14 protein-coding genes and 1 tRNA gene are annotated in these 16,881 nt (G+C 56.6%); 5 read left to right on the forward strand and 10 right to left on the reverse strand.

The annotated features are described in order from the left end of the window. The 7 genes from PM04_RS02950 to pdxH all read right to left on the reverse strand — a co-directional run bounded on the left by PM04_RS02950 (position 1) and on the right by pdxH (position 8,191). Positions 1-588: a c-type cytochrome gene (locus PM04_RS02950; RefSeq protein ID WP_038003484.1), complete on the reverse strand. Its 588-nt coding sequence runs from the start codon at positions 586-588 to the stop codon at positions 1-3. Next, positions 585-1,841 (reverse strand): sorbosone dehydrogenase family protein, encoded by a 1,257-nt coding sequence (locus PM04_RS02955; RefSeq protein WP_038003486.1) that lies wholly within the window; start codon positions 1,839-1,841, stop codon positions 585-587. The genes PM04_RS02950 and PM04_RS02955 overlap by 4 nt, the downstream gene beginning before the upstream one ends. 313 nt (positions 1,842-2,154) lie before the next feature. Then, positions 2,155-5,832 (reverse strand): vitamin B12-dependent ribonucleotide reductase, encoded by a 3,678-nt coding sequence (locus tag PM04_RS02960; RefSeq protein WP_038003488.1) that lies wholly within the window; start codon positions 5,830-5,832, stop codon positions 2,155-2,157. 452 nt (positions 5,833-6,284) lie between these two features. Continuing rightward, positions 6,285-6,361 (reverse strand) — tRNA-Pro (locus tag PM04_RS02965). Positions 6,362-6,425: 64 nt separating this feature from the next. Then, positions 6,426-6,914 carry a DUF192 domain-containing protein gene (locus tag PM04_RS02970; RefSeq protein WP_324618324.1) on the reverse strand — a complete coding sequence of 163 codons (489 nt, stop codon included), beginning with the start codon at positions 6,912-6,914 and terminating at the stop codon, positions 6,426-6,428. After that, positions 6,887-7,432 carry a cold-shock protein gene (locus PM04_RS02975; protein WP_233486472.1) on the reverse strand — a complete coding sequence of 182 codons (546 nt, stop codon included), beginning with the start codon at positions 7,430-7,432 and terminating at the stop codon, positions 6,887-6,889. The genes PM04_RS02970 and PM04_RS02975 overlap by 28 nt, the downstream gene beginning before the upstream one ends. Before the next feature lie 117 nt (positions 7,433-7,549). Then, the gene (gene pdxH / locus PM04_RS02980) at positions 7,550-8,191 is read right to left on the reverse strand and encodes a pyridoxamine 5'-phosphate oxidase (protein ID WP_038003490.1); all 642 of its coding nucleotides are present in this window, start codon (positions 8,189-8,191) and stop codon (positions 7,550-7,552) included. A 97-nt stretch (positions 8,192-8,288) separates the two neighbouring features. On the opposite strand from pdxH, the gene fabI reads away from it, so the two are divergent. The 3 genes from fabI (at position 8,289) to PM04_RS02995 (ending at position 9,902) form a co-directional block, all read left to right on the forward strand. Further along, the gene (gene fabI / locus PM04_RS02985) at positions 8,289-9,101 is read left to right on the forward strand and encodes an enoyl-ACP reductase FabI (protein WP_152594026.1); all 813 of its coding nucleotides are present in this window, start codon (positions 8,289-8,291) and stop codon (positions 9,099-9,101) included. A gap of 5 nt (positions 9,102-9,106) precedes the next feature. Next, positions 9,107-9,610 carry a xanthine phosphoribosyltransferase gene (gpt, locus tag PM04_RS02990; protein WP_038003493.1) on the forward strand — a complete coding sequence of 168 codons (504 nt, stop codon included), beginning with the start codon at positions 9,107-9,109 and terminating at the stop codon, positions 9,608-9,610. Between the two features lie 61 nt (positions 9,611-9,671). Further along, positions 9,672-9,902: a sulfurtransferase TusA family protein gene (locus PM04_RS02995; protein ID WP_038003495.1), complete on the forward strand. Its 231-nt coding sequence runs from the start codon at positions 9,672-9,674 to the stop codon at positions 9,900-9,902. Here the strand turns inward: PM04_RS02995 and PM04_RS03000 are convergent, their stop codons facing one another. After that, on the reverse strand, positions 9,903-13,298 hold the full coding sequence (locus PM04_RS03000) for an indolepyruvate ferredoxin oxidoreductase family protein (RefSeq protein WP_038003497.1): 3,396 nt from the start codon (positions 13,296-13,298) through the stop codon (positions 9,903-9,905). A 191-nt stretch (positions 13,299-13,489) separates the two neighbouring features. Here PM04_RS03000 and PM04_RS03005 point away from each other — a divergent pair, with 191 nt between their 5' ends. Further along, on the forward strand, positions 13,490-14,404 hold the full coding sequence (locus PM04_RS03005) for a LysR family transcriptional regulator (protein ID WP_038003499.1): 915 nt from the start codon (positions 13,490-13,492) through the stop codon (positions 14,402-14,404). Positions 14,405-14,611: 207 nt separating this feature from the next. Here PM04_RS03005 and PM04_RS03010 read toward each other — a convergent pair whose 3' ends face one another. Beyond that, positions 14,612-15,040, reverse strand: coding sequence for a SufE family protein (locus tag PM04_RS03010; RefSeq protein WP_038003501.1), 429 nt, complete (start codon positions 15,038-15,040; stop codon positions 14,612-14,614). A gap of 61 nt (positions 15,041-15,101) precedes the next feature. Between PM04_RS03010 and PM04_RS03015 the strand changes: the two genes are divergently transcribed. Further along, on the forward strand, positions 15,102-15,659 hold the full coding sequence (locus tag PM04_RS03015) for a hypothetical protein (RefSeq protein ID WP_052068410.1): 558 nt from the start codon (positions 15,102-15,104) through the stop codon (positions 15,657-15,659). Here the strand turns inward: PM04_RS03015 and rnd are convergent. Continuing rightward, the gene (gene rnd, locus PM04_RS03020; protein ID WP_152594028.1) at positions 15,649-16,827 is read right to left on the reverse strand and encodes a ribonuclease D; all 1,179 of its coding nucleotides are present in this window, start codon (positions 16,825-16,827) and stop codon (positions 15,649-15,651) included. The genes PM04_RS03015 and rnd overlap by 11 nt on opposite strands. Positions 16,828-16,881 lie beyond the last annotated feature (54 nt).

Genomic DNA, 16,881 nt, shown 5'->3' on the forward strand with positions numbered 1-16,881 from the left:
CTATTCCTCTGGCGGAAGGATTTCGAGCGTTACAGCCGCATACCAATCCGCAACTTCACGGATTTCTGTGTCCGAAAGGGCTGCGGCAACATCTGACATGATCTCATGCTGGCGGTTGCCGCGCTTGAACGCTTTTAGCTGCGTGTCGATGTAAATGTTCGTCTCACCCGTGAGGTTCGGCGCGTCCAAAAGCACCGAAATCCCATCCGCCCCGTGACACGAGACACAGTTCTGCGGAGCATCCTCAGCGTTCACTCCCTCGGGCAAGGTGGCGCGCGCTTGGTGCGCGCCGTACCATGCCGAGACATCCGCGATCTGTTGCACGGACAGGCCTGCCGTGACGATGCTCATCATCTCATGCTCACGCTGCCCGGTTTTAAACGCGATCAATTGCGCCTCTAGGTAGGCTGTCGGCTCGCCGCCGATATGGGGCGCAATCGGGATCTGCGCGTAGCCATCCAGCCCATGACACGTGCGGCACATATTGGCGACCTTACGCCCGTTTTCGGCATCACCCGCATTGGCAACAAGAGGGAGGCCCCCGGCGAGCATAAGCCCGCCGAGACCCAAAATTAACGCCTGCTTCATTGAGCCATTCCAACGTAGGCAATCCGCCAGATCGCGCCTGCGAAATCATCGGACACCAACATTGACCCGTCTGGCAGGAACTCAATGTCCATCGGACGCCCACGGTATTCGCCGGTGTCCTCATTCAGCCAACCATCAGCAAAGACCTGCGCACCGGCGGCATTTCCGTCCTCATCAAGCGCGGTGAACATCACGCGCGCGCCCACAGGCTCTGTCCGGTTCCATGACCCGTGCTGTGCCCAAAAGATCCCACCGTGATAAGCTTGGGGGAAGCTGTCATCATGGTAAAACCGCATCCCTAAGTCGGCAGCATGGGCCGTAAGTTCAAGCTGTGGTTCCACAAAGCTGACGCCTTCGGGGCGTGGCACATCCTTATAGAGCGGAATTTCCACGCGGCTGTTGGTCCAAGGAAAACCAAAGTGCTGACCGGCGGCGGTTTGACGGTTCAACTCACCGGGTGGAATGTCATCGCCCATCCCGTCAACTTGATTGTCCGTCCACCACAGTTCACCCGTTGCGGGGTTGAAATCCTGCCCCACAGAGTTCCGAACCCCGCGTGTGTAAACCTCACGGCCCGAACCATCGGTGTTCATGCGGATAATTCCACCGATCCCCCATTCATCATACATCTCTAATTTATCAATGGGTTGCACATTGTGCGGCTGTCCGAGCGAGATATAAAGTTTGCCGTCAGGCCCGATGTCACAAACGCGCGCAGTGTGGTTGAAGCTTTCTTCTTCGGCAGGGACTAGGCCGCCTTGGGGCACCACTACACCAACGGCGGGATCTGGACCTTCAAAGAAAAACTCAGCGGCGGGGAAGACCAACACCCGGTTCCGCTCTGCGATATAAAGGAAACCGTCGGGTGAGAAACAGGGACCATTGGGGATGTCAAAGGTGACTGAGGGTGCGAAATCTTTCACCTCATCAGCGACCCGATCACGATCTCGGTCGATGATCGACCACATCTTGTCCTTGCGCGTGCCTGCAAACAACACGGTGCCTTGGGGCGCCATCGCCATAGATCGTGCATCCGGCACAACCGCATAGAGGCTGACTTCGAAGCCGTCGGGCACGCTGATGTGATCCACAATCGCCCTAAGCGCATCAGCCCGGGCGCCCGTTTGTTCTACGTGTGTAAAGGTGGCGTCCGTCTTTTGCATGTTAGACAAACGGTCCATGTTATCTTGTGCGGCCAGAGGCATAGATAAAAAGGACGTGCAGAGCAGAGCTGCAAAGCTGCGTTTGATCATTTTTTCCTCCCAGAAAACGTTTTGATTAATTTTGATTTTAAAAGGCAGCGGGCAAAATTCGCTTTACCTTACGTAAGGTTTGTCTGGGTCGGAAATTAAGTCAATCCTAAAGGTTAATGCTCACGTTTGCGGAGGATTGTTGCAGATTCCGGGGTGAACGGACTTTTCACGATGTCCCTAGGCAAAGAAAAAGGGGGCTCTCGCCCCCCAGTTTTGCCATTCGCACCAAATCGTTGACCGCTCGCACTGGCTCGCCTGTGCGCGAAGGCATAACTGAAAGGGCCGGAGCAATCTGCCCCGGCCCAAGTCTTGTTTAGCTACAACCCGACGTCCCGCCGCAGGTGTTGCACTTCATGCAAGTGCCGTTGCGCACCAGCGTGTAATTGCCACACTCACCACATGCCTCGCCTTCGTAGCCCTGCATCTTGGCCTTGGTGCGAGCATCCATTGACACCGAACCAGAGGCCACAGCCGTTGTCGTCGTCACGGATACCGTTTCGGGCACCAATGTGCTGAGCGTACCAACCGGATCAGCTGCACTGCGCGACAGCACTTCTGCGCCGCCTTGCAACACGACCAGATCGTTGGGCAGACGCTTACGCAGATAACCGGTGGAAGATACCTGCTTCAGCATTTCCAGCGATTTGTTCGCAGCCGTTTCGGACGGTGTGGAAACGTTTGCCACACCTTCTTGCTCACCACGACCCAGATCGTCGAACGCGTGGCCCTCGGGCTTTACGTGCGCCAGATCGGTCCGATCCAGATAGCTGACTGCCAATTCGCGGAAGATATAGTCAAGGATCGACGTGGCATTCTTGATGCTGTCGTTGCCTTGAACCATGCCAGCGGGCTCAAACTTAGTGAATGTGAAGGCGTCGACGAACTCCTCCAGCGGCACACCGTATTGCAGACCCACGGACACCGCGATGGCGAAGTTGTTCATCATCGCCCGGAAGCCTGCACCCTCTTTGTGCATATCGATGAAGATCTCACCGAGGTTGCCGTCCGAGTATTCGCCCGTCCGCAGATACACTTTGTGTCCGCCAACAACGGCCTTTTGGGTGTAGCCCTTACGACGCTCAGGCATCTTTTCGCGATGGCTGCGGACAACCTCTTTGACGATGACCTTTTCCACGATTTTCTCGGCGATGACTTGCGCCTTTTGCATCGTGGTGCCGCTTTCGAGCGTTTCGGCGGCTTCGTCGTCGTCTTCGACCAGTGCAGCGGCCAAAGGCTGGGACAGCTTGGACCCATCGCGATAGAGCGCGTTTGCCTTGATACCGAGCGACCATGACAGCTCATAGGCTTTTTGGCAGTCGGTGATCGAGGCATCGTTGGGCATGTTGATCGTCTTGGAGATCGCGCCCGAGATGAACGATTGCGCCGCAGCCATCATGTAGATGTGGCTATCGACGGACAGGTAACGCTTGCCCTTCTTGCCGCATGGGTTGGCACAGTCAAACACGCTCAGGTGCTCATCCTTGAGGCCCGGTGCGCCTTCCAGCGTCATGGTCCCGCAGACGTGGTCATTTGCCAGATCAATGTCAGTCTTGGCAAAGCCGAGGTGACGCAGCAGGTCGAACGTTGGATCGTTCAGTTTTGCAGCTGGGATGCCCAGTGTTTTGGTGCAGAAATCCTCACCAAGCGTCCATTGGTTGAACACAAAGCGGATATCAAACGCGGATGGCAGAGCGGCTTCGATCTTGTCGATCTCTGCTTGGCCAAACCCATGCCCCACGAGGCTAGAGTGGTTAATGCCGGGTGCGTTGCCGAGTGTCCCATGACCCACGGCGTAGGAAATGATCTCACCGATTTGCGCCTGACCGTAGCCCAGTTTTTCGAGAGCTGCAGGCACCGATTGGTTGATGATCTTGAAGTAACCACCACCGGCGAGCTTCTTGAACTTGACCAATGCGAAGTCGGGCTCAATCCCTGTGGTGTCACAGTCCATGACCAGACCAATGGTACCGGTGGGCGCGATCACAGTGGATTGCGCATTACGGAAACCATGTGCCTCGCCCAGTTCAACGGCTTGATCCCAAGTGGTTTTCGCCAAGGCCGACAGATCAGCGTCGGGGCAATTGGCATGGTCCAGTGGAACGGGTTTGATGTCGAGCTCTTCGTAACCATCGGCGTTGCCGTAGGCCGCGTTGCGGTGGTTCCGCATGACGCGGGCCATGTGCTTGGCGTTTTTTGCGTAGCCGGGGAATGGACCCAGCTCACCGGCGATTTCGGCCGACGTCGCATAGGACACACCGGTCATCACAGCGCTGAGCGCACCACACAACGCGCGACCCTCATCACTGTCGTAGCTGTGCCCCATATTCATCAGCAGGCCGCCGATGTTGGCATAGCCCAGACCCAGCGTGCGGAAATCATACGAACGCTGCGCGATTTCCTTGGATGGGAACTGCGCCATCATGACCGAAATTTCGAGCGTTACGGTCCAAAGACGTGCGGCATGCATGTACGTTTGCGCATCGAACTTGCCGTCGTGGAAGAACGTCAGCAGGTTCATCGACGCAAGGTTACAGGCCGTGTCGTCCAAGAACATGTACTCAGAACAGGGGTTCGAGCCGCGGATTGGGCCGTCTTCGGGGCATGTGTGCCACGCGTTGACCGTATCGTGGTATTGGATGCCGGGATCAGCACAGGCCCAAGCGGCGTGGCCGATGGTTTCCCACAGATCGCGCGCTTTGATTGTCTTGGCGACTTTGCCGTTAGTCCGGTTGATCAGGTCCCAATCCGCATCGGCCTCAACAGCCTTGAGGAACGCATCAGTCACACGAACCGAGTTGTTGGAGTTCTGGCCAGAGACCGAGTTATAGGCTTCGGAGTCCCAATCTGTGTCATAGGTCGGGAATTCGATGCTGTCGTAGCCCTGCTTTGCGTAATCCAGCACGCGCTTGACGTATGTTTCTGGAATTGCGCATTTTTTCGCATCACGGATAGCAGATTTGAGGCCCGCGTTTTTGGCTGGATCGACGGCATCTTCAAGTGCCCCGTCCCATGCTTTAATCGCCGCGAAAATTTTGTTCAGCTCGCGCTCATGCATCTTGGACCCGGCGACGATGGATGCAACTTTTTGCTCCTCCAGCACCTTCCAGTTGATGTACTCTTCGACATCAGGGTGGTCGGCATCAACGATCACCATCTTAGCCGCGCGACGTGTGGTGCCGCCGGATTTGATGGCACCGGCCGCCCGGTCACCAATTTTCAAAAAGCCCATCAGGCCAGAGGATTTACCACCACCCGACAGCGCTTCGCCTGCACCGCGAAGTGACGAAAAGTTCGTACCCGTGCCGGAGCCATACTTGAACAAACGCGCTTCACGGACCCACAGGTCCATGATGCCGCCCTCGTTCACCAAGTCATCTGAGACAGATTGGATGAAGCATGCGTGGGGTTGCGGATGTTCGTACGACGAGGTCGACTTGGTCAATTTGCCGGTCTTGTAATCCACATAGTGGTGGCCTTGCGCCGGTCCATCGATGCCATAGGCCCAGTGAAGGCCAGTGTTGAACCACTGTGGTGAGTTTGGTGCGGCCATCTGCTTGGCCAGCATCAAGCGCATTTCGTCGAAGTAGGCACGCGCGTCAGCTTCGGTCGTAAAGTAGCCGCCCTTCCAGCCCCAATAGGCCCATGCACCAGCCAGACGATTAAACACCTGCTTCGAAGAGGTCTCGCCGCCGAAACGATCCTCTTCGGGCAATTTGGCCAGCGCGTCCTCATCAGGAACCGAGCGCCACAAGAATTCGGGCACGCCCTTTTCTTTAACCGTCTTGAGGCACGCAGCCACACCGGCCTTGCGGAAGTATTTCTGAGCGATCACATCGCTGGCGACTTGGCTCCAGCTTTCCGGCACTTCAACTGCGTCCAATTTGAACACTGTTGTCCCGTCAGGGTTACGGATTTCGGATGTCGTCGTTGTGAAGGCCAAGTTCGCATACGCGTCTTGACCATCCTGCGTGAGTTTCCGCTCAATTTTCATATCTGCCTCCGGCGCATTAAATAATTGGCAGCGCGTGCTGCCGCGTTGAAACGCACGTCTTCGATGGCGCGCGGTGCCGCGCCGAGCCCATAATGGGGATGAAGATGATTGTTCCGCTGCGGCACCATATATAGTGCAATCCTGCGCCGCCCACACAACTTGCCGTAGTCGGACCTATTGGGTCAATTGAAAAATCAAACAATCCACAGCAAAAATATCCTTGACGAATGAGGGGGTGCGCCCATGTTTTCGCCCCCTTCGATTCAAGCCTCTAAGCACATCAACTGCCAAAAAAAACAAAAGCGTTAAACACCGGGGGCTTAGCGCCTTTACCTCAGGTAAAGTCTCAAGAAGACACAAGTTAACGACAAAAAACGGTCATTAACCCAGTGTTAAGTGGGGTTAATATCCATGTGATGTCTTGCTTAGAAAATGTGCAACCGAAGTTGCGGTGGTCGGGGCGGCGAGATTCGAACTCACGACCCCCTGTACCCAAAACAGGTGCGCTACCAGACTGCGCCACGCCCCGACACACCGTCGCTCTAATGGGTTTCGTCGGGCTTGAAAAGACCCAACTTCACCTTCTTTTGCGGTTAATTTTCTGAGCAGGGCCAAACCGCTATATCTTGGGGCAATCCAGGGTGTCGCAGCACGTCTCCAACAGCCAAATTAAGCGCTTTCGCCATTCCGCCATTGATTTCCAGCACCGCGAGGCCCGGCTCAGGCGCACGAATGGGGGTCTCATCGTGGGGGATTGCGTTTGCGTGAATGTGCCGAATCTCTCCGGCGGCATTAAGAAAGATCATATCCAGCGGGATGAGCGTGTTGCGCATCCAAAACGCCAGCGGCTGAGGAGATTCGTAAATGAAGAGCATCCCCTCAAAGCGAGGCATACTCTCGACATGCATTAGACCCTGCGCACGTTCTTGGGGGCTGTCCGCCAAGTTGACGGCAAATGAGACTTGTCCAAACGATCCACGCAGATCGACACGATCCGCAGAACAGTCGGCAATGGCAGTGCTCGCCGCACCAAAGGTCGCGAGCAGCCCGGCCGTTAGGACGGTGTTTCGTAATATTCCCAACGCCGCACCTCTGCCGCCAATAGCCCCCGTTCGCCCATGATTGTGCGTAGGCAAATCGCCTCGCCGGGCTGGAGATCCGCTAGGCCGAACCGGCGTAAAACCTCAGCGTGGACAAAAATATCGTCAGTAGAGCCAAAGGCGTTCGCAAAGCCGAAGCCCTTGGCCTTGTCGAACCACTTGACCCGCGCCGGTAGAAACGGCGTGCCATCTGGTACTGGCTGCATGAACTCAGGCATTTCTTCCTGCGTGTCCAAATCAAGAAAGGGTGGCACGATGGCAAACACTTCAACGGCTTGAAACCCGCGTGATGTGCGTTGCACGTCAAAGGTAACGCTCGCCCCATCAGGCACAGAGCTTTGGCCAAAGTTGCGCAACACATTCATGTGCAGCAACACGTCCCCGTCGACCTGCGCACAGGTGGCAAAGCCAAAACCGCGCGTCACATCGAACCACTTAATTGTACCCTCACAACGAATAAGGTCTTCGTCGGAAATATTTTCTACTGCAACGCGGTCCACTTTATGCCCTGTCCCCAATTTTTTCCTCACTTTGTGCGATTATGTGATCAATCGCAAGTCTGGGTCGCATTGATACGCAGAACGATACAATGCAGCAAGCATTCGGCCGTCGCGGACCTAAGGGTTTAGACGCTGTGTAGACCAAGCCGCTGGATCGTGTTCACGCGTCCGCGCCGCAGCTTCTGACCGGGTCCAGCGAAACCGATCATGCAACCTGTAGGCCCCATCCGCCCACAGTTCGATCTCAACCGGCATAATCCGAAACCCGCCCCAGAATGGTGGCCTCGTGGGGGCAGTACCATGCTGCGTCGTCACCTTGGCCACCTCCGCCATCAACGTTCCGCGCGACTTGAGCGGCTGGCTCTGCGCCGATGCCCACGCCCCAAGTCGCGATTTCAAGGAACGGCTTGCATAATAGGCATCCGCCTGAGGCCCCTCCTCCCGCTCAACCACGCCGCGCACGCGGATCTGGCGATGCAAGGATTTCCAATGGCACACAAACGCAGCCTTCCCAGCTTGCGTGATCTCTTGGCCCTTTACGGATGTGTAATTGGTGTAAAAGACAAACGCGTTGTCCTCGATCTCTTTTAGCAAAACCATGCGCACGTTAGGCATGCCATCCGCATCCACCGTGGATAAGGCAATCGCGTTGGGATCGTTCAGCTCAGACGCCTCAGCCTCTGCCATCCAACGACGCGCAATCTGAAACGGATCGTCCCCTGCAAAGATATCTTGGCTCTGTGTATCGTTGCTGCCCATTGTGACCTTTTCCCCATTGTCGGCTTGGAACTTGATGCGCCCGACGGTTTCGCCTAAAGCACATCAACCCACATAGAGATGATCTGAGGCGATGGAAATGCAAGGACTTATGAACGGCAAACGCGGGCTAATTATGGGCCTTGCGAACGACAAATCGATCGCATGGGGCATCGCGCAAGCTTGCGCCGAGCAAGGCGCAGAGTTGGCGTTTTCCTATCAAGGCGACGCGGTAAAAAAGCGGGTCCTACCGCTGGCCGAACAACTGGGCAGCACCATTGTCCTGCCCTGTGACGTCGGCGATATGGCCTCGATCGACGCCATGTTTGATGGCCTCAAGGAACACTGGGACCACTTCGACTTTGTCGTTCATGCCATTGGATTTTCAGATAAATCTGAACTGCGCGGACGTTATATCGACACATCGCTCGATAACTTCCTGATGACGATGAACATCTCGGTCTATTCGTTCACGGCCGTCGCACAGCGCGCCGAAAAGATGATGCCAAACGGGGGCTCAATGTTGACGCTCACCTATTACGGCGCGGAAAAAGTGATGCCGCATTATAACGTGATGGGCTTGGCGAAATCGGCGCTGGAAACATCGGTGCAGTACATGGCCGAGGATCTGGGCAAGCAAAATATCCGCGTTAACGCGATCTCGGCCGGTACGATCAAAACGCTCGCAGCCTCCGGCATTGGCGACTTCCGGTACATCATGAAATGGACCGAGCATAATTCGCCCCTCCGCCGCACGGTGACAACGACAGAAGTCGGCAAATCGGCTATGTATCTGTTGAGCGATCTTAGCTCCGCCGTGACTGGCACGGTCCACCATGTGGATTCAGGCTATCACGTTGTGGGTATGAAAGCCGTAGACGCCCCTGACATCACCGTCGACAAAAAGGATTAATCCGCATGAGCACGCGTTTACCCCATGAAAAGGGTTTCCACATCAGCTGGGACCAAATCCACCGTGACAGCCGGGCTCTTGCATGGCGCCTCGACGGGCGCGGGCCCGATGATGGTGCTTGGCGCGCGATTGTCGCAATCACCCGGGGGGGTATGGCACCTGCCATGATCGTCGCGCGTGAGTTGGATATTCGCATGGTCGATACGATTTCAGTCCGCAGCTATAATCATCAAACGCAGGGTGAGGCAGTTGTCTTGAACAAACCCTCGGACGAGCTGATGGGCGACGGTACCGGTGTGTTGGTAATCGATGATCTCGTGGACAGCGGCAAGACCCTAGAAGTTGTGCGTGGCCTTTACCCGAACGCACACTTTGCAACAGTCTATGCAAAGCCCAAGGGCGAGCCGATGGTGGACACGTTCATTACGGGCGTCAGTCAAGACACTTGGATCTTTTTCCCGTGGGACATGGCTCTACAATATGTTGAGCCGTATCGCGGAACTGACTAGCCCAAAAAGGGCACGGTTAATCCGCAATTAGGTATCACAAGGTGGTTAAAGGGACAGGCGCATGCGAGATTTTGACCTAGAGATAGATGCGCGCGGGCTGCTATGCCCCCTGCCCGTTCTGCGGTTGCGAAAACGGATCGCTGACTTGGCCCCAGGCCAAGTCGCTTGCCTACTTGCGGATGATCCAGCAGCTCATGTTGATGTGCCGCATTTTTGTGCCGAGGCCGGCCACACCTTTGAAGGCAGCGACGACCAAAAAGACGGCACTGCCTTTTTCGTGCGACGCGGATAGTTATTCAGCGGCTTCGGGCATGGTTGCACTGGGGCCACGGTCGATTGCGCTCAACAGCTCTGCACGTCGCTGTGCCGCGGCCTCCATAGCGGCGGCCTTTACGGGACCAAATCCCCTGATGTCGAGCGGCAGCTTGGCTATTGATAGGATCAGATCGCGGTTCTCTGCTGTTAGCATCGGCAAAAGGCGCTTCATGTCCTGTTCATATTGACTAATCAAAGCACGCTCTTTGCGCCGTTCTTCTGCATAGCCGAAAACGTCAAAAGGGGTTCCGCGCAGGTGCTTGCCGTATGCCAATATCGGGAACATTTTTTCCAACCAAGATCCAAATGCCCGCTTGAGCGGACGCCCATTAGGCCCAACGCGTGACAGCATTGGCGGCGCGAGATGATAGGTTAAAGTCATAGGCCCATCAAATGCCGCCTCAGCCTGCGCCTTTGTCCCGCGCAGCAGCCGTGCAACTTCGTATTCGTCCTTGTAGGTCAGCAATTTATGAAAGCTGGCGGCCATCGCATCGCGCAGCTGTGCATCCGGTGCCAATTCGAGCAAACGCAGGTATCGCTTCTCAAGACGTCGACCTTGATACGCCTTAAGATGCGCAATGCGCGCAGCCTCAGGGTCCTGTGAATCTGGCTCCGATGGCGCCAACAGATCCGCTATACTTTGCGGATCAAAAGCAGCCCACCGACCATAGGTGAACGCCTGTCTGTTCCGATCAACTGCCGCACCGTTTAGCGTAATCGCTTGGGTTAACGCCGCAAGTGAAACAGGTAAACGTCCTGCCTGCCAAGCCGCACCCAACAACATCATATTGGCATAGATCGAGTCGCCCATCAGAACCTTTGACAGCTCGGACGCGTCGATTGACATCAGTCTTGAACCCAGCCGCTCAGACAAAGCGGCGCGGAGGCCATCGCCCGGCAGAGAATAGTCTCGGTTCAGGGTGAAGGCGCTGGTCGTTGTTTCATGCGTATTAACCACTGCATGGGTACGAGCGGGGTCAAGCAGTGTCTGCGTTTTGGCCCCAGCGGAAACAACCAAGTCCCCCCCGATCAACGTATCACATTCACCGATTGCGACACGTATCGCGCTGATATCACTGGGTGTGTTCGCAAGGCGGCAATGGACTGTAACCGCGCCGCCCTTTTGCGCCAATCCTGCCATCTCCATCATGGCGGCACCTTTGCCATCAAGATGGGCAGCCATCGCCAGCACGGCCCCCAGCGTCACAACACCTGTCCCACCGACGCCCGTTGCCAACACATTGAACGTGCCGTCGATCGTCGGCAATTCTGGCTCTGGTAAGTCAGGCACCACCACATGCGTGATCGCGGCCTTGCGCGGCACGCCGCCCTCTACGGTGACAAACGACGGGCAAAACCCATCTGCGCAGCTGTAATCTTTGTTACAAGAAGATTGCTCGATTGCCCGCTTTGTCCCGAACGGGGTCTCAACCGGGATGATAGACACACAGTTTGATTGAACCGAGCAGTCGCCGCACCCTTCACACACATCCGTATTGATAAACATACGCTTTTCGGGATCAGGGAAGCTGCCGCGTTTGCGACGACGCCGTTTTTCCGCCGCACAGGTTTGGATGAACAGCAAAACCGAAACGCCCTCAACGCTTTGTAAACGGGTCTGAACTGCACCCAAGTGATCTCTGGTGTGCCATTCCAAATCGGCAGGAAAACGTGTTTTGTCCACCTCTTCTTTAGGATCGTAAACAACAACGACAGTCTTAACCCCGGCCGCGAGAACCTCTCGGGCCACTTGCTCTGGCGGCAGGTCACCATCGTTGCTTTGCCCACCGGTCATCGCAACAGCATCGTTATAAAGAATTTTGTAGGTGATATTTGTGCCCGCGGCGCGAGCGGCCCGAATGGCCATCAACCCTGAGTGGTTGTACGTCCCCTCCCCAAGGTTTTGGAACACATGTTTGCGTGTCGAAAACGGCGCCTCACCAATCCAGTTGGCCCCCTCAGCCCCCATGTGCGTATAGCCTTCGGTTCCGCGATCCATCCACAACGCCATGACGTGACACCCGATGCCCGCACCTGCGCGCGCACCGTCTGGCACCTTGGTCGAGGTATTGTGCGGGCAGCCCGAACAAAAGTACGGACTGCGTGTTGCCAAATCTGGCGCGATTTCCTGGGTACGGGCCGCCTGCAGCTTGCTCAGTCCCGCTTGGATAGGCGGCGATTCCACGCCAAGCTCCTGCAAGAGTTTGCCCAGCGTTTCCGCAACGTCGGCGGGATCGAGCGCGAAGTGGGACGGGAACAACGCGGCACCGTTTGGGCCAAGCGCTCCATAAACCTGCCGCCCGCGCCGGTCATCAAAGATGGCCTCTTTGACCTGCACTTCGATAAGCTTACGTTTCTCTTCGATACAAACGATGACATCAAGACCCTCGGCCCAATCACGCAAAGACGCCATATCCAGCGGCCATGTTTGGCCCACTTTGTAGGTCGTAATACCAAGCGCCTCGCAAGCTTTTGCATCCAGCCCCAAGGCCCCCATGGCATGCACCAACTCGAGCCAGTTTTTACCCGCGGCCACCAACCCGATGCGCGCACCGGCCCGTCCCTGCATCCGTCTGTCAATCTTATTGGCTCGGGCAAATGCCTCGGCCGCCGGACGTTTGTGACAAACCAGCCGCTCCTCTTGGGGGATCCAGTGATCGCCAAGCCGGATGTGCAAACCACCGGGGGGCAAATCGATTTCGGGGGTCACGAACTGCATCCGATCAGCGCGACCATTCACGACGGCCGTGACCTCAACGGTATCTTTCATCAGTTTCAGGCCGGACCAAACCCCCGCAAACCGGCTAAGCGCCAGCCCGTACAACCCGTAGTCTAAAATCTCCTGCACCCCGGCGGGATTTAGAACCGGCATATGGGCATCAACCAACGCCCAGTCAGATTGGTGGCATGTGGTTGAGCTTTCGCCCGTGTGGTCATCACCGCAGGCCATCAGCACACCGCCGAGCGGCGCAGTCCCTGCCATGTTGGCGTGCCGCATTGCATCGCCAGACCGATCAACGCCCGGCCCCTTACCGTACCACAACCCAAACACACCATCGAACCGCCCCTCACCCCGCAAGGCAGCCTGTTGCGTTCCCCAAATGGCGGTTGCAGCTAGGTCTTCGTTCAAACCGGGATCAAAACGAATGTCCTGCTCCGTGAGGACATCACGCGCGCGGGTCATTTGCATGTCGACCGCCCCCAAAGGCGAGCCGCGGTACCCAGTGACATAGCCTGCAGTGTTGTGCCCTGCCGCACGGTCCCGCGCCTTTTGCATGAGCATCAATCGGACCAGCGCCTGCGTCCCATTTAGCAGCACCTGGTCCTTTTTCAGATCGTAGCGGTCACTCAGACGGACATCCAACAGGCTCATCACATACCTCCCATGCGAAGCGATCCTTGATTTAAATATAGGTCATAATCTATGACCTACAAGAAAATTCTACTTGCCGTTACGTTTTCCGCGTTAGTTCAGAATGTTACCAAATTGGCGGTTCGCAAGTAACCACGCATGTGCGATACCGCTACCAATTAAAACCGCATTAGCCACAGGGGCACTTACGAATGGACTGGGACAAGCTGAGAATTTTCCACGCGGTGGCGTCTGCGGGCAGCCTGACACACGCTGGCGAAACGCTCCACCTCTCCCAATCAGCCGTCAGCCGCCAGATCCGCTCTCTTGAGGAAAGCCTAAGCACGACATTATTTCACCGCCACGCGCGGGGCCTTATCCTGACAGAACAGGGCGAGTTGTTGTTTGATGCGACCAATTCGATGGCAAAGAAACTCGATGCCGCCAATGCGCGTATCCGCGATAGCGAAGAAGAAATCTTTGGCGAACTGCGCGTCACGACCACCATCGGATTCGGCACGCTCTGGCTCGCGCCGCGACTCGCAAAGCTTTATGAAAAGTACCCAGACCTCAAAATTGACCTGATGCTAGAGGAGCGTGTGTTGGACCTACCGATGCGCGAAGCAGACGTCGCAATCCGAATGAAAGAGCCGAGCCAAGCAGATTTGGTGCGCAAGCGGCTCATGGACATTCGGATGCGGATGTATGCCTCACCCAGTTACCTCGAGGCGCATGGCACACCCGAGACGATGAGCGACCTGCAAAACCACCGCGTGATTTGTCAAAACGCCAACAGCTTTCAGGTGAACGCTGGTGCCCAATTGATCCGACAGTTGCAAGAAGAAGGGGTTGAGAATTTCTTGACCGTTAACAACTACTTCGGTGTGTTGCAGGGGGTCATCTATGACCTTGGCGTTGGGGTCTTGCCCGATTATCTCACCCGCGACTTTCCGGACCTTGTGCCGGTTGTGCCTACGGCTCTTTCGCGTGAGGTGCCTGTTTTTCTCGCCTACCCCGAAGAATTACGCCACTCACGCCGGGTCGAAGTCTTTCGGGATTTTGTGCAGGAAGAGGTCATTGCTTACCGCAAGCTCAAACGAGCTGCCGAAAGCAGTAACGTCGCCTAGGTATTCTGCACACGCATAGCGGCTATTCGCACCTGCGTCATAAAAGTGCCTTGTTGTAAAGCACATTGCCACCTATTTGAACTCTCGAAGGCGCTGATGAGCTTCGGCTCGCGTCTTCACCTCCCTGTTGGACTTCGGCCGAGCCTTGTGCTCGGCCTTTTTTTTGGGGCCGCCCAAATCAGGTAAGCTGTTGAACGACGTGACGGATTAAACCGTCGCCGCTTCTTGTGCGGTCTTGCGGATACGCTCAACCATGGCGCGCAACCCGTTCGACCGTTGCGCCGAAAGGTGGTCATTCAACCCCAGCCGCGCCAATTCTGCAGGTGCATCCACAGCGCTCACATCCTTGACCGAAAGGCCTGCGTAAAGCGCATGCAAAACCGCGATCAGGCCGCGTACAATCATCGCGTCACTCTCGCCTTCAAAATCAAACTGCGCCTCGGGCCCCTGCCCCTCGATCCGCGGTAGGATCCAAACTTGGCTGGCACACCCATCCACCCTAGTCGCCGGCACCTTGACGGCCTCATCCAAGGGCGGAAACGCCTTGCCCATATCGATCACATGACGATAGCGGTCTTCCCAATCGTCCAGAAACTCAAATGTCTCTGCAAGCTCTTCAAAGGCTTCTGTTGCCATGGTGGGCTCCTTTTTCTATGCGCAACGAGCTAGGCCGTCAGGACCCAAAGGTCCAGTCCCAATGCCTATCACTGGCTCCGGCGGCTGCGGACTTTCCTCCGGCGCGGGATTGGGCTACGCATCAGACACCGCGGATGCGGCTGACAAAAAGGGGCAGGACATGGGCAAGTGGATGGTGACAGCCGTGGTAACGGCAGCGGTTTTGGTGGGCTGTGGTCGCGTATCAGAAAGCCGCCTAAACCCGTTCAATTGGTTTGGCGGTGATAGCGAAACCGTTGCAACCACCCCTGATACAACGGCCGAAGTCCGCGACGATGTCCTGATTGCACAAGTCCTCAACCTCAAGGTTGAGCCGACACCGGGCGGGGCCATTATCTCCACCCTAGGGCTCGCCAGTACTCAGGGTTTTTGGGAGGCTGTTTTGGTGCCCGTCGACACTCAGGACGGCACAGGGCTGACATTTGAATTCCGCGTCAAGCAGCCCGTGACCGCCGCCCCCGTTGGCGCAAACGCAGCGCGTGAAGTATTGGCCGGTACATTCCTCAGCACGCAAACGCTGGGTGACGCCCGCACGATCACAATCATCGCAGGCCAAAACCGCCGGACTGTCAGCCGCTAAGCTGAGAGACCTCAACAATTTTGACGGCTGTGCCTTGGCACGACAAAGCGATCTCACCGTTGCACAGCCGTAGCGCGTCTGCGCCAAAGACCTTGCCACGCCAGCCCTTAAGCCAATCGCCTGTCCGAATGCCCGATGCGATATCATCAAGGTCAGAAGCGGTGGCGATCAATTTCTGCGCGACACCGGCCTCTTCGGCCTTGGCCTTCAGCAGAACGCGCAAAAGATCCGAAAGGCCTGCGTTAATCTCGGCCCGATCACGGGATTTGGGCGGCTTTGGCAGCTGATCTTGCGGCACGGCCTGCCCTTTGGCCACGGCCGCGATGATCCCATCCGCGATGTCGCCACGCCGCGCTTCGCGCAGCAGCAGGCGGGACTTGCCAAGGTCTTGGTGTGATGTCGGCTTGGTAGACGCCAACTCCATCAGGGCATCGTCCTTATAGACGCGGCTACGTGGGATATTCCGATCCTGCGCGAATGCCTCACGAAAGCTCGCCAATTCCTTGGCAATGGCTAGGAACCGAGGGCTGGAGGTCCGCATTTTCAGCCGCTCCCATGCGGCCTCAGGGTTCACGCGATAGGTGGCAGGGTCCGTTAGAACCGCCATTTCTTCTTCGACCCACGCCCGACGTCCGGTTTTGTCCAAACGCGCCGCAAGGAATTCGTAGATCGTGCGCAGGTGCGTGACATCCGCCAACGCATAGGTCATCTGCGCATCCGTCAGCGGACGCCGCGACCAATCCGTAAAGCGGCTCGATTTATCAAGGCTTGCCTTCGCGATCTTGCGCACAAGCGTCTCATAGCCAACCTGTTCACCAAAGCCGCAAACCATCGCCGCAACCTGTGTGTCGAACAAAGGCGCCGGGATCAGATCCGCATCGACGCAAAAAATCTCAAGATCCTGGCGCGCGGCGTGGAACACTTTGACCACGCCTGCATCCCGGAACAATTCGTAAAGCGGCTCCATCGAGAGCCCCTCAGCAAGGGGATCGAGCAGGATTGCTTCGTCGCCGTCCACGCCCTCACCCGGATAGGCCAGCTGCACGAGGCACAGTTTAGAGTAATAGGTCCGTTCCCGCAAAAACTCTGTGTCGACTGTGACATAGGGATATTTCGCAGCCCGCGCGCAGAACGCGGCCAAAAGGTCGGTGGTGGTGATCAGGGGAATGTTTTTAGCGGCCATCAGGTTCGTCTTGTCCAATTCCGCTCCTGCCTAGAACAA

Origin of the sequence: Thalassobacter sp. 16PALIMAR09 (assembly GCF_000765485.1) — a bacterium.
Lineage (GTDB): Bacteria > Pseudomonadota > Alphaproteobacteria > Rhodobacterales > Rhodobacteraceae > Thalassobacter > Thalassobacter stenotrophicus.

Bases quoted from the DNA above. Each gene is read 5' to 3' on its own strand.
- fabI (WP_152594026.1), top strand. From the start codon at position 8,289: ATGCAAGGACTTATGAACGGCAAACGCGGGCTAATTATGGGCCTTGCG.
- PM04_RS02995 (WP_038003495.1), top strand. From the start codon at position 9,672: ATGCGAGATTTTGACCTAGAGATAGATGCGCGCGGGCTGCTATGCCCC.
- pdxH (WP_038003490.1), bottom strand. From the start codon at position 8,191: ATGGGCAGCAACGATACACAGAGCCAAGATATCTTTGCAGGGGACGAT.
- PM04_RS02950 (WP_038003484.1), bottom strand. From the start codon at position 588: ATGAAGCAGGCGTTAATTTTGGGTCTCGGCGGGCTTATGCTCGCCGGG.
- PM04_RS02955 (WP_038003486.1), bottom strand. From the start codon at position 1,841: ATGATCAAACGCAGCTTTGCAGCTCTGCTCTGCACGTCCTTTTTATCT.
- PM04_RS03015 (WP_052068410.1), top strand. From the start codon at position 15,102: ATGCCTATCACTGGCTCCGGCGGCTGCGGACTTTCCTCCGGCGCGGGA.
- PM04_RS03010 (WP_038003501.1), bottom strand. From the start codon at position 15,040: ATGGCAACAGAAGCCTTTGAAGAGCTTGCAGAGACATTTGAGTTTCTG.
- PM04_RS03005 (WP_038003499.1), top strand. From the start codon at position 13,490: ATGGACTGGGACAAGCTGAGAATTTTCCACGCGGTGGCGTCTGCGGGC.
- PM04_RS03000 (WP_038003497.1), bottom strand. From the start codon at position 13,298: ATGAGCCTGTTGGATGTCCGTCTGAGTGACCGCTACGATCTGAAAAAG.
- gpt (WP_038003493.1), top strand. From the start codon at position 9,107: ATGAGCACGCGTTTACCCCATGAAAAGGGTTTCCACATCAGCTGGGAC.
- PM04_RS02960 (WP_038003488.1), bottom strand. From the start codon at position 5,832: ATGAAAATTGAGCGGAAACTCACGCAGGATGGTCAAGACGCGTATGCG.